16 protein-coding genes are annotated in these 14,255 nt (G+C 43.4%); 8 read left to right on the forward strand and 8 right to left on the reverse strand.

Going from position 1 to position 14,255, the window contains the following annotated elements:
- Positions 1 to 660 precede the first annotated feature (660 nt).
- On the reverse strand, positions 661 to 861 hold the full coding sequence (locus Q8W40_RS19115) for a hypothetical protein (RefSeq protein ID WP_101113657.1): 201 nt from the start codon (positions 859 to 861) through the stop codon (positions 661 to 663).
- 284 nt (positions 862 to 1,145) lie between these two features.
- Here Q8W40_RS19115 and Q8W40_RS19120 point away from each other — a divergent pair, with 284 nt between their 5' ends.
- Together Q8W40_RS19120 and Q8W40_RS19125 are read left to right on the forward strand one after the other, a co-directional pair.
- Positions 1,146 to 1,487, forward strand: a complete 342-nt coding sequence (locus Q8W40_RS19120) for a hypothetical protein (protein WP_305399445.1) — start codon at positions 1,146 to 1,148, stop codon at positions 1,485 to 1,487.
- Between the two features lie 42 nt (positions 1,488 to 1,529).
- The gene (locus tag Q8W40_RS19125) at positions 1,530 to 1,949 is read left to right on the forward strand and encodes a GNAT family N-acetyltransferase (RefSeq protein WP_305399447.1); all 420 of its coding nucleotides are present in this window, start codon (positions 1,530 to 1,532) and stop codon (positions 1,947 to 1,949) included.
- Here the strand turns inward: Q8W40_RS19125 and Q8W40_RS28120 are convergent.
- Together Q8W40_RS28120 and Q8W40_RS19130 are read right to left on the reverse strand one after the other, a co-directional pair.
- Complete coding sequence (locus tag Q8W40_RS28120) at positions 1,935 to 2,213, reverse strand: deoxyribodipyrimidine photo-lyase (RefSeq protein ID WP_370693405.1); 279 nt, start codon at positions 2,211 to 2,213, stop codon at positions 1,935 to 1,937. The two genes, Q8W40_RS19125 and Q8W40_RS28120, sit on opposite strands and share 15 nt — an antisense overlap.
- Positions 2,214 to 2,284: 71 nt before the next feature.
- Positions 2,285 to 2,461: a DUF6435 family protein gene (locus Q8W40_RS19130; RefSeq protein ID WP_305399448.1), complete on the reverse strand. Its 177-nt coding sequence runs from the start codon at positions 2,459 to 2,461 to the stop codon at positions 2,285 to 2,287.
- Positions 2,462 to 2,640: 179 nt separating this feature from the next.
- Between Q8W40_RS19130 and hchA the strand changes: the two genes are divergently transcribed.
- On the forward strand, positions 2,641 to 3,492 hold the full coding sequence (gene hchA / locus Q8W40_RS19135) for a glyoxalase III HchA (protein ID WP_305399449.1): 852 nt from the start codon (positions 2,641 to 2,643) through the stop codon (positions 3,490 to 3,492).
- Between the two features lie 207 nt (positions 3,493 to 3,699).
- Here the strand turns inward: hchA and Q8W40_RS19140 are convergent, their stop codons facing one another.
- From Q8W40_RS19140 to Q8W40_RS19155, 4 genes are all read right to left on the reverse strand, one after another.
- Positions 3,700 to 5,601: a bifunctional sugar phosphate isomerase/epimerase/4-hydroxyphenylpyruvate dioxygenase family protein gene (locus Q8W40_RS19140; RefSeq protein ID WP_305399450.1), complete on the reverse strand. Its 1,902-nt coding sequence runs from the start codon at positions 5,599 to 5,601 to the stop codon at positions 3,700 to 3,702.
- Positions 5,602 to 5,606: 5 nt separating this feature from the next.
- On the reverse strand, positions 5,607 to 6,059 hold the full coding sequence (gene aroQ, locus Q8W40_RS19145; RefSeq protein ID WP_126606289.1) for a type II 3-dehydroquinate dehydratase: 453 nt from the start codon (positions 6,057 to 6,059) through the stop codon (positions 5,607 to 5,609).
- The gene (locus tag Q8W40_RS19150) at positions 6,059 to 7,177 is read right to left on the reverse strand and encodes a Gfo/Idh/MocA family protein (RefSeq protein ID WP_305399451.1); all 1,119 of its coding nucleotides are present in this window, start codon (positions 7,175 to 7,177) and stop codon (positions 6,059 to 6,061) included. Before Q8W40_RS19150 ends, aroQ begins: the two co-directional genes overlap by 1 nt.
- Before the next feature lie 229 nt (positions 7,178 to 7,406).
- On the reverse strand, positions 7,407 to 8,042 hold the full coding sequence (locus Q8W40_RS19155; RefSeq protein ID WP_305399452.1) for a GntR family transcriptional regulator: 636 nt from the start codon (positions 8,040 to 8,042) through the stop codon (positions 7,407 to 7,409).
- A 315-nt stretch (positions 8,043 to 8,357) separates the two neighbouring features.
- Here Q8W40_RS19155 and Q8W40_RS19160 point away from each other — a divergent pair, with 315 nt between their 5' ends.
- Genes Q8W40_RS19160 through Q8W40_RS19170 form a run of 3 tightly spaced genes read left to right on the forward strand, consistent with a single transcriptional unit; the run spans position 8,358 to position 11,158 of the window.
- Positions 8,358 to 9,356: a sialic acid TRAP transporter substrate-binding protein SiaP gene (locus Q8W40_RS19160; protein ID WP_305399453.1), complete on the forward strand. Its 999-nt coding sequence runs from the start codon at positions 8,358 to 8,360 to the stop codon at positions 9,354 to 9,356.
- A 12-nt stretch (positions 9,357 to 9,368) separates the two neighbouring features.
- Positions 9,369 to 9,860 carry a TRAP transporter small permease gene (locus Q8W40_RS19165; RefSeq protein WP_305399454.1) on the forward strand — a complete coding sequence of 164 codons (492 nt, stop codon included), beginning with the start codon at positions 9,369 to 9,371 and terminating at the stop codon, positions 9,858 to 9,860.
- A 2-nt stretch (positions 9,861 to 9,862) separates the two neighbouring features.
- On the forward strand, positions 9,863 to 11,158 hold the full coding sequence (locus Q8W40_RS19170) for a TRAP transporter large permease (RefSeq protein ID WP_101113667.1): 1,296 nt from the start codon (positions 9,863 to 9,865) through the stop codon (positions 11,156 to 11,158).
- Positions 11,159 to 11,197: 39 nt separating this feature from the next.
- Here Q8W40_RS19170 and Q8W40_RS19175 read toward each other — a convergent pair whose 3' ends face one another.
- Complete coding sequence (locus tag Q8W40_RS19175) at positions 11,198 to 12,094, reverse strand: helix-turn-helix domain-containing protein (RefSeq protein ID WP_305399456.1); 897 nt, start codon at positions 12,092 to 12,094, stop codon at positions 11,198 to 11,200.
- 137 nt (positions 12,095 to 12,231) lie between these two features.
- Between Q8W40_RS19175 and Q8W40_RS19180 the strand changes: the two genes are divergently transcribed.
- Entirely contained in the window at positions 12,232 to 13,293 is a 1,062-nt protein-coding gene (locus Q8W40_RS19180; protein ID WP_305399458.1) for a 4-oxalomesaconate tautomerase, read from the forward strand.
- 86 nt (positions 13,294 to 13,379) lie between these two features.
- Positions 13,380 to 14,252, forward strand: a complete 873-nt coding sequence (locus tag Q8W40_RS19185) for an amidohydrolase family protein (RefSeq protein WP_305399460.1) — start codon at positions 13,380 to 13,382, stop codon at positions 14,250 to 14,252.
- Positions 14,253 to 14,255: the final 3 nt, after the last annotated feature.

The following is a 14,255-nucleotide window of genomic DNA, read 5'->3' on the forward strand; positions in this document are numbered from 1 at the left end:
GTCATAGTTCCACCTGTTGTGTACGAGGTGCATCTTAACACCTCTAATCAGGTGGCCAAATTCACTATGCCACTACACTATTATTAAATATTTTAATTAATCAAATATTTAAACATAAGGTTATATACATTGAGTACTTAACCAGCGCTTAGTATCGGGCGTTATAGCGCTTTGATGACTCAAGGGTTACAAGGTTCTCGTACCTTGCCGGCATTATTATTCTTGGGTTCAAATCCTAAGCCTACTTCAAAATTGTGAGTTCTATGTAAGCTAAGCCTCTGTGGGGCTAAAAATTTAATAGACTTGTCTGATTTTTAAGCTCTTCTCTCGGTTCCTTTTTCCAAATTCTCGAGTTAGTTGGTGTTTTAAGTTTTGTGGTCTGGTTGCGGAAAGCTTTGTTGACTAAGATGCTATCCATCAAATACAAGCTAAGTGCTTCAGTGCCAAGCGAGCCTGTTTGCTTGTATCGCTCGAACAGAAGCTTCAAATCGGCAGCCAACGCGTGGCATTTCTGGTTTGCAGTAATTTTAGTGTTTGGGGCGTAGTACAGCGACTTGTTTTGTGCGTTGTCTACTTTTTGGTGGGTATAGCAGTGTGCTTAGGGGAGTAGAAAGGGTCGTGAGTGAGTCGACCCTAGTCTTTAGAGAAGGGAGAGGTTTTTTACGCTGCGCGCTGGCTGGTTTCATGGCGGTAAACGCGTGTGCCAGTTTCAGTATTCTCGTAAACTTCTAATTCTTTTAGATATGACCAAGCGTGTACGTGAGTGTTTGTTTGCGCTGCAAGTCTAGCGATAACGGCATTAACACTGCGTCCAGCGTAGTCTTTAGTCGGTACGAAAATGTTCTTAATTACAGATAGCATAATGGGCTCCTTTGTGTAATTAAATTACCAAATATATCTGCGAGAACTATAGCAAAGAGTTAAAGTGTGATCAATATCCGTTATTGATTTTCATAATTATCATTCGTTGTAATTTTTAGATCAAAAAATTGAGCTGCACGCATAACAAAAACAACAAACTGACAAACAACACGTGGCATTTTTGTTTGCGGTGGATTTGTTAATTACGGTGGCTTACGGAAACGGCAATTGGCGTTTTTGGCTACTTAACTAGGCGTTAGCTTAAACCAAAGTAAGGAAGTCTCATGGGAAACAAAAAGTGGGTATTTGCAGTCATTTTATTTATCGGAGGCCCCTCGCTGCTTCCTGTTACTTTGGAAATTATTTCTTTAATAGAGATTTACGGCATTTTAGGTGCGTGGACAATTTATACGTCTTACGCTAAATATTTGGCGAATCACCCTAGATCCAAAAGAGCTTTGCGTTTTGCTACGAGTTGGGATTATCAACCGCAAATGCTATTCACCCTAAGCGAACTCAAAACATGTCCACAATTAGTTTTCCATATGCTCCCAGTTCAGAGCGCAGTAGTTTGGACAATGAATATTCTGTTTTGGGGTGGTATGGTTTGGTGCTTGATACTTTAAGCTGGCGTTAGTTGCCCTAGTAACTCCAAATTTAGGAAATGTATGGAATACAAATTAGATATAGAGCCATCGGATAGTGATATCAGTGAAATTCGTGGTGGGTTAATCAAGCACAACACTCCATTTCTGGAGGGGATACCTAAGTCGCAAGTTGGGTACTATGCAGTCGATGGAGAAAATAAAATTGGAGGTATTATCGCTGATATTTGGGGTAATTGGTTACTTATCAAATTTCTTTGGGTTGATGATTCTATGAGGGGGAAACGAGTTGGTAGTCAGCTTCTTCATCACATTGAAAACTATGCGAAATCCCAAGGCTGCCAATCGGTACTGGTTGATACTCTCAGCTTTCAAGCGAAGCCCTTTTATGAAAGGTATGGGTACAAGTGTCAGATGGTGCTGGAAAATTACCCAATAGATTCATCTTTATCATTTCTAACAAAATCGTTAATCGAACAATGAGTTAGTGTTAACGCATCGTAGTACGGATTCATAATCAGTCTTTAATTTACCTACGTTGACCCGCACATTTTTTTGAACAGTAAATGACGTTTGCCCACTCTCTTTACCATTTTTTCGCGAATTAAATTGTACGCAATTACCCAAATGCTCATCAAAAATGTATATGAAAGTAATTTGTTCAGAAGTGTGTAGGGCAAGTTGTAATAAATCGTTGTCCTGAAGTCTCAAATCATGAGTAAACCAGTAAAGCGTTTTGTGTTTCATCAAACCGAAATGTCCGTAATAGAATTCAAAATTTCACGTGGTTAAAGGGTGGCTGGCACCTTATATTGGCGTTAGGTTTTTGAAGGACTCAAACTCTTAATTTCTTGAAAAACTTCTTCTGCCTCAGCTGTTAGTTGCGAGTAAGTTCTAATATCACCGTTTCTTTGGGTGTGCATAGCTTGTTCAAGCAGCATTGAGTGTCTTTTTTTGAGTTTCTTAGCTGGGTTGCTCTTAAAAAAAGAAAACATGAATAACTCCGTTAATGTTTAGTTTTTTCTATACGTCCAGCTAAGAGGAATAGTTCACTCTAAGGCTCTCTCAGCAAGTAGTCTAAAAAAACAGTCAATCAGATTTCTAAAGCTTAGCTTTGTCGGTTGAATTTACTGGGCTAATATCTAGCTATCAACATAATGAAAGGATGCGAATTGTGTTTAAGAAGTTATTAGGGTTAGCACCAAAATTAGAATCGGATGGTTCATATTCACCTTCAAAGGTTGCTTTGAAAATTGCAACTGCTGACAAGACCGATTACAAAGAAGTTGAATACAGCCCTGTAGACGGATCAAGGCGAAAAATCTTAGTCTTGGCGACCGAGCAAAAAAATATGGAAATGAAAAACGGGAAGCTTTTTTCGACTGGTAATCACCCTGTTGAAACTCTAGTACCCATGCTGCATCTTAGAAATGCAGGCTATGAGTTTGAAATATCTACGCCTAATGGTAAGCCCGCGATCATAGAAATGTGGGCATTTCCCCATAAAGATGAGCACGTAAATTCTATTTACAGTGAATACAAAGAACAATTGGAAAACCCCATTAGTCTGGCTGAATTAGTCAACGGTGGATTGAACGTTGAAGATTATGCAGCCGTATTTATTCCTGGCGGTCATGGTGCAATGTTGGGGCTCCCAGAAGATAAAAGTGTTGGCACTGTTCTAAATTGGGCACACGACAACGATGTTTTTACAATTTCTATTTGTCATGGTCCAGCTGCTTTCTTATCTACTCATATGAATGGTTCTGAGTTTTTATATCAGGGGTATAAAATGGCAGTTTTCCCTGATTCAGTTGATGCTCAAACACCGATGATCGGCTACTTACCGGGTAAGATGCCTTGGGGATTGAGTGAGAAGTTAAAAGATTTAGGCGTGGAGTTAGCGAATAGTAAAGCTGACAATACAGTTTGTCGTGATCGCTTGTTAATTACAGGAGCAAGTCCATTGGCCGCTGATGCCCTTGGAAGGTTGGCTGTAGAAACGTTGGTTTCAGCACGTACTTAATAAACACTTCTAGCCGACGGTCAACACTAAGGGGATAAATCGGTGGTTTGGGCATATTCTCGTTTCCAATCAAAAGATCACTTCGTTTGAATTAGGGAATATCAGAGGTGAAGTTTGCTCTTTTTGGGTGAGATTAACGGCTTATTTGTGAATAAGCCGTTTTATATACACAGCGTGTAAAAGACAAAGAAAGGAATACCGATAGAGTTACAGAGACTCTAGTTCTTTCGCCTGCATGGTCATTCTGATTTGCGAGTTAGGCGCACCAAAACCCCGGTACCCATCTCTCTGAACAATTTCGAAACAGAATCGCCCTTCAAAGAGCTCCGAGTACAGTTGATAGAACACACCGTGCTCGTCTTCATCGTAAAGGATATTAAAGCGCCTCATAAGCGACAATTGTTCCGAAGACAGACCGAATCTCGTGGCGAGATCGTCATAATAGTTATCAGTAACCGGCATCGTTTTTACATTGAGAGACGCTAACTTTTCAGCCATTGCAAAAATATCTCGGGTGCTGAATGCGATATGGTTTACCCCTGTTCCGGCGTACGTATCCAAAATTTTATTAGAGACGGTACGTGAGGCTTGAGAGCTATTGAGTGTGAAGGCAACTCGATTATCCGGTGTTTGCATTGCCTGGCTTTTCACTAACCCGCTCGGGTCTGTCAGGCTGACGCTAGGGGAGCCGACCATGTTAAACATTGCGCGGTACAGCAGAATAGAATGCAACATTTCTTCATAGGGCATGGTGGTGGCGATGTGATCAATTGCCGTTAGATACGCTTGTAGCTCGGCAGGCTCATTCCATTCAAACTCTCGCTCCCAATGAGCGGGTTGGTCAGATTCATCAACCAGATAAATTAAGCTTTCTCCGGGGCCTTGAATGGCTGGTATCCCGTGCGTGTCAGAGCTTGTGTTACCGTGAACTTGGTAACAGAGCTTATTGGCGCGGTCGAGCAATTTAGGAACGTCGGTACAAGTTAACCCAACAGCACAAACAGAGGCGCCATGTTTTTGGTGGTATTGTTGCGCGAAGCTATCAGGTTCAAGGTTCATGACTAGGTTAATACTTCCCTGACGCCATAGTTCTACGTTCTTCTTCTTGTGAGTTCCAGCGTGGTAAAACCCTAGGTTACCGAGCAGTAACGTAAGCGCCTCTCGCTCTTTGATATTAAGGGCGAACTCTATAAATTGGACTTCAGAAGGCGGAAATGTTTTGGGCAATAATGAACTTGATGGAAGCACATTAGTTCCGGCTACATGATCTTGTCTATTGGCTGGCTTAGATGCCTTAATATCTTCACTTCTATTGTTGGCAAAAACTAAGGAGCGGTATCCATCAATAGCGGTTTTTTCTGGAGAACTTGATCGAAATTGGTCGTTAAAAATTTCGAGAGAAAATGGACCGTCATATCCTGTAGCGTGAAGATTTTTCATAAATTGGTCTAGGGGAAGCTCTCCTTGACCGGGGAAGCAGCGAAAATGTCGACTCCAACTCAGGTGGTCCATAGACAGGCGTGGAGCATCGGCGGCTTGTACTAGGAAAATCTTTTCCCCCGGAATGTTCAGCATAGAATCAATTTCGGTACCTCTAGAGAAAATATGGAACGTATCTAAACAAACGCCTATTTTCTCGTGATTAGCTCGGCGAACAATTTCCCAGGAGTCTCTGTAATCAAATACATGCTTACCCCACGCGAGAGCTTCATAGGCGACTCGCTTCTCTCTTTTCTCCGCGATAGATCCAAGTTCACTAAAGTCGTCGGCAGCTCTTTGAATTCCGCCCAAGGCATGCGGCGAACAACTGCTGCAAACCATAAGAAGATCGGTTCCAAGCTCATCCATAATGTCGAACTTTTGATTGGCTCGCTGAAAGATACGATCACGATACGGTGCGGGCAAGCCTTCAAAATCTCTCAATGGTTGATAAGCAACGACACTTAACCCGTTATCATCAAGCATTGAGCGAATTTCTTTTATTGAACCGTTATGGTTGATCAAGTCGGCTTCAAAAATTTCAATTCCACGAAAACCCGCTTTGGCGCTGGCTTCAATTTTTTGTCTTAATGATCCTGAAAGACAAATCGTCGCAATAGAATAGAGCATTACCATTACCCCCTTGTTTGGTGAATTAACCCTTTGATGGCTAATGCGTATCCCTGAATGCCAAACCCTACGATAATTCCATTTGCTACAGGGGAGATATATGAATGGTTTCTGAAAGCTTCTCGAGCGTGGACATTAGAAATATGGGTTTCAATGGTGGGTACTTGAGTGCCTTTAATAGCATCATGCAACGCCACCGAGGTATGAGTAAAAGCGCCGGGGTTAAAGACAACGCCCAGAATTGAACCGTTCTTTACACCAATGCCCGCCTCATGAAACCAGTCAATAAGCACACCTTCATGATTGCTTTGCATGAATTTGATGGTCACACCATGCTCTTTAGCGGTTTGATGACAAAGTGCCTCTACATCATCTAACGTAGAATTACCGTATTGTTCAGGTTCCCGTTGACCGAGAAGATTGAGGTTAGGGCCATTGATTACGAATATAGAGGACATTATTTTCTTCCTTGAGCAGATTCTAGGTCTTGAAAAGGCGGTGTTTGTATAAACACTTTCTCTCCACTCTTCACCGCCTCAACAATGGCTTCGGTGACACGTAAATTTTGAACACCATCATGGACACTCACCAAAGGTTCAGCTTGGCCCCTAATCACGTTACAAAAGTGGTGGAGCTGAGCTTCCAAGGGATCTTTTCTTTCTAATTCCACATCACTACATTCGAAAGGTTTCCACCAAGATCGATCTTCATCCTTCAAGTAACGTTTTAGCTTGAGGGTGGGAACGGAAAGCGAACCGTGAGTTCCAGCGATGTGGTAACAATCTTCATCGGGGTAGGTAGCGTAAGATTTGTTCTCTTGTGTGGTTTGCTCCCAGCTTCGAGCCGATCCCGCCGTGTCCGAAAGAATAAATGTGCCCAGCGTACCGTTGGAAAAAGAAAATACGATAGCAACGGTGTCTTCAACTTCAAATCCACGGTGTGTATTAGATGCCGTAGCTTGTACTGAAGAAATTTCCCCACATAAATATCGAAGATTGCCTATTTCATGGATCATGTTGATGAGAATAGGACCCCCTCCGATTTTGGTTCGCCAAGTCCCTAGTTCAAAATAATCGTCGGGCTTGTAGAAAAGAGCACTGCCTGTCACGGCAACAGTCGCCCCCAATGAACCAGAATCTATGAGCTCTTTTGCTTTACGCATAATAGGGCTATGCATACGGTGGTGACCGACAAGCAGGGGGGTAGAGTAATCTTGAGCAATGCGATACAAGCGTTCTCCCTCTGAAAGAGAGTGAGCCACCGGCTTTTCGATGATGGCAGGTATCCCCGCTTCTAAGCAGGCGATAGCTTGTTCTACATGAAGGTGATTTGGCGTAGCCAGAATAACACCATCAGGTTTTTTAGAACGTTCGGAGGAATTGGAATCCGAGTCACTGAACATTGTCTCAAGCTCACTGTACCAAGGGACACCGAGATTTTTTGCAAGCTCTCGTCCGTCATCGGTCGGGTCAACAATCGCAAACAAAGCGTAATTCGAATTGTCAGATGTTAATAACTTAATATGACTCTTTCCAATGAGCCCGGCTCCGACAACAGTAATATTAATTTTTTCCATGGGCAAACAGGCCATCCTTGTATTGGCAATTTCTTTAGATGAGCGAAACCCTCACGTAGAGTGATACATTTTATTAGAGGGTAGGTTGGTTCTTTTCGGGAATAGTCAAAGAACCAATCTTGAATTTGAAGGGGAAGAACGTTCGTCCTACTTAGGGTTGCTCACCCCCTTCGGTATTATTAATGCTTTCATGACTCTGTATTTGGCGTTAGTCCCCGTTTTGAACGTGTTATTCAGACACTTTTAAGCGATTAACGAAACCAAATAAGTGCGATTCAATGGCTTCCTGGCATGCGTTGAAATCTCTTTTGAGCGCTGCTTCCATAATGGATTCATGCTCATCTACTATATCGGTACCGCGGAAACCATTGGTCTTTAATTCAACAACCACAAATTGACGAAATTGGTCATAAATCTGTTTGTGGTAGTGGATGTGTAACTCAGATCCGCAAGCCGCAATCAATGCCGCATGAAATTCGTAATCGCATTGATGCCACATTCCAAAATGTTCTTCGATATCCTCTCGCATCTTTCGTTCAACGTGCAAAAGCTTATGGTGAGCGGCAACCAGATTACTTTCCCACTCCATTCCACCATTAGAGAAAGACTGCTTTGCCCCATCGCTTTCAAGCAAGACTCTAAGGCGAGTCAACTCGTTCATTCGCTCGTTCGAAGCGCTGGCAATACTGAACCCCTTTTGGCCTTCTGCCTCAACAAGCCCCTCGCTTGATAGCCTTGCTAAGCTTTCTCTTAACACGTTCACACCACTGTTATAACGGCCTTTCAACGTATCCATTTTAAGTTTGCTACCGGGCTCGAAAGCACCCATCAAAATATCGTTACGCAAGGTTTCATAAAGATTCATTCGGTTTCCTATCAAAGCGCGCTATTGCTATCTACTATTTTTACAGTAACACACGATTAAGATCGATTTTTGGGGTGACTGCTTATATTTATGAGTTTTTCATTTATCGATGTCAAATCATTTTTGTCACCTATTTTTAAAAATGAGTGATGTTTTAACAAATAATCTACAAAATTAACATTAAGGGTTGTACGAGGTGAAAAAATCGTGCAATTATTGATCAGAGATTAAGGTGTTAATGTGTGTAAACCTGTTAATGCCCACTTTGAGGCCGACCATTTGGTTTGGTCTTTTTACACAAAGGAGTGTGTCATAATGAAAATGAACAATGTTGCAAGCCAGTTTAAAAAAGCCTTTACGACAGTTGCGATGACTGTTGCGTTGTCCGCAACCAGTATTGCAAATGCGTCTGATGTTAAATTGCGCTTATCGGCGACGAGCTCAGAAACGGATCAACGTGCTGTGGCTTTGTTAGAAAAGTTTGGTCCTGGAGTTTCTGATTTTGCGACGTTTGAACCGCATTGGAATGCCTCATTGTTTAAACAAGGCACAGAGTTAGAAGCAATTGCGCGAGGAAACTTGGACATGACCATCACGTCAGCGCAAGAACTGGCTGAGTTTATTCCTGAGTTTTCTATCTTTTCTGCGGGTTACATGCACAGAGATGCCGCTCACCAAGTGGCGGTATTCAATGCTGACTTCATGGATGAATTCAAAGAGAAAGTGGAAGACGTACTAAACGTTAAGCTCTTGACGGTTATGTATATGGGGCGACGTCAATTGAATCTGCGTACCGATACTGAAATCCAAACGCCAGACGACCTGAAAGGGGTGAAACTGCGCATGCCAGGATCCGATGCATGGCAATTTTTAGGCAAAGCATTGGGTGCCAACCCAACGCCAATGTCGTTTACTGAAGTTTATACCGCGCTTCAAACGGGAGCCGTTGACGGTCAGGACAATCCGTTACCAACCACGAAAGACGCTAAATTCTATGAAGTGACAAAGCAAATCGTACTAACCAGTCACCTAGTGGATCTGAACTACTTAGCCATTTCCAATAAAGTGTTCAATAAATTCTCGAAAGAGGAGCAAGCGAAACTGCTAATGGCTGCAGAAACCACTGCAGAGTTCGGACGCCAAAAGCAATTGCAATTGGAAAATGAATTAGCAGACTTTTTCCGAGATCAGGGTTTGAAAGTGTACACGCCCAATGTGGATGCGTTTCGTAAACAAGTTCAAAGTACTTATTTAAACTCCGACTTTTCAAAAACCTGGCCTGAAGGTCTTCTTGAAAAGATCAACGCACTATAAAGCTTTGAATTTATGACTATCTGGAATTGGCTGAAAAAAGCAGCTGATGGCATCGCGGTTACAATGTTAGCCGCTATGTTCATCATATTTTGCGCTCAGATATTTTCGCGATATGCGTTGAACGAACCATTAGGGTGGTCAGAAGAACTCTGTCTCACTCTTTGGCTCTGGCTCATTTTTTGGACAGGGGCATTTTGTCTAAAAAGCAGCGACCACATTCGTTTCGATATTTTGTATCTCAGCGCCCCCAAAAAAATACAAAGAGCAATGTTCTTTTTGGCCGCTCTTGGGATCATTGTAGGTTTTGGAATCAGCTTAGCACCTACTTGGGATTACATTACTTTTTATAAGATTAAAAAGAGCGCCATTTTGAAAATTAGATTGGATTACGTGTTTAGTATTTATGGCGTATTCCTAGCCGTGATAATTATTCGATACTCTTGGGCGGTATATACGCTAATTAACCCCAAGCGCAAAGAAGAACAAGAGAAAAGTAGGTTGTAATCATGAGTATCTCGTTGAGCTTATGCCTAGTAACGGTTTTGTTACTGGCCGCTTTTGGCGCCCCTGTATCTTATTCCATGCTGATTGGCGCTATCGTTTATCTTTTTATTAGTGGGCAAGACCTCGCTTTAGCGGGCGAGCAAATTATTCAAGGGTTTTACAGTAGCTACATCTTATTGGCTGTTCCGCTATTTATTTGTGCTGCGAATATCATGAATGCAGGCAGTATTTCAGACCGACTGCTTCAATTTTGTGTCGCCATTGTTGGGCATTTCAGAGGGGGGCTTGGTCACGTTAATATTGTGTCTAGCCTTATCTTTTCTGGCATGTCAGGTTCAGCGGTTGCAGATGCTGCCGGCATAGGGCGCGTAATCATCAATATGATGACCAAAGATGGGCGTTACCCGCCGAGTTACGCCGCTGCGATTACGGCTGCTTCGGCGACTATCGGTCCTATCATTCCTCCATCGATTCCCATGGTCATTTATGCCTTGGTGTCAGATACCTCTATTGGTTTCCTATTTATCGCGGGTTTGGTACCGGGTCTGATGATGGGGGTAGCGCTTATGATCATGAATACCGTTCAAGCGAAGCGTTTGAATATTCCGATGGAGCCCAAAACCCCCACTAAGGATTTACCCAAGATCACTTGGCGAGCATTGCCGACTTTGATGATGCCAGCGATCCTGTTATACGGCATTTATGGGGGTGTTACCACGCCCACGGAAGCAGCCGCTGTTGCAGCCGCTTATGCACTAATATTGGCTGCTGTAGTGTACAGATCGATAAGTTTTAAAGAGCTTTACCATGCGATTAAAGAGAGTGCTTATTCGTCTGCGTCGGTGGGGTTGGTCATAGGGTCGGCATTGATTTTTAACTATATTATTGCCACTGAAAACGTACCGACTCAGATTGCTGGTGTGATTTCAGCATTGGATTTATCTCCAATTGCATTCTTGTTGTTGGTTAACCTCATCTACTTATTACTGGGATTCTTATTGGATGCCACGACCGTCATATTGGTGATTGTTCCTCTGTTTATCCCTGCCTGCCGTGAATTAGGAATCGATCTCGTTCACTTTGGGGTTGTGACGATAGTAAATTTGATGATTGGTTTGATTACGCCTCCTTATGGGATATTGCTGTTTGTGATTAACGGCACAACCGACATTCCATTAGCCGGCATTATTAGACAAGTCGTCCCTTTTATTATTATGTTGTTAGGCGCTTTGTCCGTAATGATTTTCTTCCCGGACTTAATTCTATTTTTACCGCGTCTATTCGGTTACCAAGGATGACTATACTCTTTCAATTTGAAGTCACTTGGGCATAAGCATTTATTCCGTAATGTCTCTCTGCTCTCGCGCTTTTTTCTGAAATTGTTTTGGTGGCATTCCACTGACTCGACGGAAAAAGCGCGAGAAGTAACCGGGATCTTCAAAGCCGAGTTTATAGCCGATCTCTTTCGCAGAAAGCTGAGTGTAGATAAGTTGTCTTTTGGCTTCGGTGATAAGGCGTTCGTGAATCAACTGCAACGCATGCTGATCGGCGAATCGTTGACACAGTCGATTGAGTCTGCCGGAGCTTAAACCAAGTTCATCTGCGTACTGGGCAACACTCCAATGCTCTAAATAATGTTCGTCTACCAGTGCCATAAATGCCTCGTAAGCGACAATTTTAGAATCGAGACCCACGTCAGAAATTTGGTTGGGTTTGAGAGAACGATGTATCAATAACAGCAATATTTTTAGATAGCCCCCAATCATGGATTCTTGGGCTGCATCCGACGAATGATATTCCTTGATTAATTGCTGAGTGAGATACATCGCTTCTTTTGAATGCTGGCTACCAGGCTCCAGTTGAACCACTAATGATTCGCGGAACAACTGAGGAAAGAGTTCCCGCTCTTTTTCATTGAATAGCTGCATAAGAAAGGGTTGAGAAATCGTGACAATGTAACCTTCGACGTTAGGTTGGTGCACAAATCCATGCACTTCTTTGGGGGGGATCGATAACAGACAGTGCTCTTCTCTTTCTACTGACAAGTCCCTGACTTGGGCCAGCATTTTGCCTTTTTCTAAAATCAGCAACTGATGCAAATTGTCATGGCGGTGGGGGTGAATTTCCCAATTATGTTTCGGCAAAGACTGCTCCAGCCTCGCGATATCAAAATAGGCTAAAGCGTTAGAGGGGACGGCTTCACCGTAAAGAAAATAGTGGGGGATATCGGACATGGTGCCTCTGTGAAAAAATTGTTGATTAAATGGTCAAAACGTTACAAATGTACAATAAATTGTGAAAAAGTTGAATTTATTCCTGATGTGATGGCGATTAATCTAAATACTCATTCAGAGTACAAGGTAGAAATAGAGTGCACGGGATCCCTTATATGCAGATACGTGGTGGCAGTTCGAAAGGGCTGTATTTTCTTGCCAAAGATCTGCCCGAAAATGAACAAGAACGAGACCAACTCTTACTCGATATTGTGGGTCGAGATCACCGCCAAATCGATGGTCTTGGCGGCGCGCACCCACTGACTAGCAAGGTTGCGATTGTTTGTTTGTCGGATGATCCGCTCGCAGATGTCGACTACCTCTTTGCTCAGGTTGTGGTGGGAGAAAACCGAGTAGATACGTCCCCAAATTGCGGAAATATATTGTCTGGTGTTGGGGCATTTGCTCTCGAAAGCGGATTGATTAGCGCAGCGGAAGAAACAACGACGGTTCGCGTAAAAATGCTCAACAGCCACCATTACTGCGACCTTATTTTAGAGACGCCGAGCGCCACCTTGACCTACCAAGGGGACACCAAAATCGATGGCGTTCCAGGAACGGCTTCTCCAGTTATTTGCCAGTACAAAGATGTGGCTGGTTCGGTGTGTGGCGCGCTTCTCCCAACGGGAAATACAGTCGATGTGTTTAATGGCGTGCCCACAACGTGCATTGACAATGGAATGCCAGTGGTGGTCATTCAAGCAAAAGATGTCGGGTGTACAGGTTATGAAAGTGTGGAGGCTTTGAATCAGGATTCAGAGTTGAAATCAAAACTCGAAGCCATTCGTCTACTGGCCGGCAAAGCAATGAACCTTGGGGATGTCACAAACAAAGTGGTACCCAAAATGAGCTTAGTCTCAAAGCCGATTTCGGGTGGGCACATTCACACGAGGACCTTTATCCCTCATACGTGCCATACCGCCATTGGCGTATTGGGGGCGGTATCTGTCGCCACGGCATGCATGCTGTCGTCTTCGGTTGCTCAACCTGTGACACCGCTCAGTTTACCTCAATCTGTTAATACCATTTCGGTTGAGCACCCGACAGGAGAATTCTCAGTCGAACTGAGTACCGATGAAGATGGCCGCATCAATCAAGTGGGTTTAGTTCGGACTGCAAGGGTGTTGAGCAAAGGCATTGCTTATCCAGCGCCATATTGAGAAAAACCAAAGGGAATCAAATGGATAATTGGAAAAGAACGCATTGGCGTGAGAAGGAGATCTTGGCATGAAAAGGAGAATTGAGCATGAATAAACCCAGTTGTATGGCACCAGACAACAATACACGTGTGCCGAGGTTTAAAGCGCCTCCTAAATCGTGTGATGCCCATTGCCATGTATTTGGTCCACATGATGTTTTTCCCTATGCGATGACATCAACGTATTGGCCACCCGATGCCGACAAGCATGCCCTTAAACGGGTTCATGACACTCTGGGAGTGGAACGAGCCGTGCTGGTTCAAGCAAGTTGTCACGGAACAGATAACCGAGCCATGTTGGATGCCATTAAAAGCAGTGACGGTGCCTATCGAGGAGTTTGCATTGCAGATGACACCTTTTCCGAAAATGATTTCCAAGACTTACATGACGGTGGAGTTCGAGGAGTGCGGTTTAACTTTGTTCGGCACTTAGGTGGAGCACCGGATTTAGCAAAAATGCAAACCGTCCTAGATAGGGTTAAGCCACTTGGCTGGCATTTGGTGATTCATGTTAATGCAGAAGACATGATCCAATACGAGTCTTTTTTCAATCAGATGGACATGGAAATTGTTGTTGACCACATGGGGCGAGTTCCAACCGGTGGAGGAGTAGGGCAGAAGGCGTATCAAATTTTGCTGGATTTCATGCAGCGAGATAATTGGTGGGTAAAGGTGTGTGGTTCAGAAAGAATTGCAGTTTCTCCTCCTTTTTACGATGCCATTCCGTATGCCCAAGGCTTAGTTGATCTAGCGCCTGACCGCATTCTGTGGGGAACGGATTACCCGCACCCAAACATCAAAAAACACATGCCTAATGACGCCGATTTATTGGATTTAGTGCCACTGATCGCGAGAGATGAAGCCACTCAAAAGAAAATCTTAGTGGATAACCCCGCGCGACTCTACGGATTTGAGGATTGAAAC

The sequence above is a fragment of the Vibrio penaeicida genome (assembly GCF_030689305.1).
GTDB classification, from domain to species: Bacteria; Pseudomonadota; Gammaproteobacteria; order Enterobacterales; family Vibrionaceae; genus Vibrio; species Vibrio penaeicida_B.

Coding starts and splice junctions, on each gene's coding strand:
- aroQ (WP_126606289.1), bottom strand. CDS start 6,059: ATGTCCTCTATATTCGTAATCAATGGCCCTAACCTCAATCTTCTCGGT.
- Q8W40_RS19175 (WP_305399456.1), bottom strand. CDS start 12,094: ATGTCCGATATCCCCCACTATTTTCTTTACGGTGAAGCCGTCCCCTCT.
- Q8W40_RS19170 (WP_101113667.1), top strand. CDS start 9,863: ATGAGTATCTCGTTGAGCTTATGCCTAGTAACGGTTTTGTTACTGGCC.
- Q8W40_RS19115 (WP_101113657.1), bottom strand. CDS start 861: ATGCTATCTGTAATTAAGAACATTTTCGTACCGACTAAAGACTACGCT.
- Q8W40_RS19185 (WP_305399460.1), top strand. CDS start 13,380: ATGAATAAACCCAGTTGTATGGCACCAGACAACAATACACGTGTGCCG.
- Q8W40_RS19125 (WP_305399447.1), top strand. CDS start 1,530: ATGGAATACAAATTAGATATAGAGCCATCGGATAGTGATATCAGTGAA.
- Q8W40_RS19160 (WP_305399453.1), top strand. CDS start 8,358: ATGAAAATGAACAATGTTGCAAGCCAGTTTAAAAAAGCCTTTACGACA.
- Q8W40_RS19120 (WP_305399445.1), top strand. CDS start 1,146: ATGGGAAACAAAAAGTGGGTATTTGCAGTCATTTTATTTATCGGAGGC.
- Q8W40_RS19150 (WP_305399451.1), bottom strand. CDS start 7,177: ATGGAAAAAATTAATATTACTGTTGTCGGAGCCGGGCTCATTGGAAAG.
- Q8W40_RS28120 (WP_370693405.1), bottom strand. CDS start 2,213: ATGAAACACAAAACGCTTTACTGGTTTACTCATGATTTGAGACTTCAG.
- Q8W40_RS19155 (WP_305399452.1), bottom strand. CDS start 8,042: ATGAATCTTTATGAAACCTTGCGTAACGATATTTTGATGGGTGCTTTC.
- Q8W40_RS19165 (WP_305399454.1), top strand. CDS start 9,369: ATGACTATCTGGAATTGGCTGAAAAAAGCAGCTGATGGCATCGCGGTT.
- Q8W40_RS19140 (WP_305399450.1), bottom strand. CDS start 5,601: ATGCTCTATTCTATTGCGACGATTTGTCTTTCAGGATCATTAAGACAA.
- Q8W40_RS19130 (WP_305399448.1), bottom strand. CDS start 2,461: ATGTTTTCTTTTTTTAAGAGCAACCCAGCTAAGAAACTCAAAAAAAGA.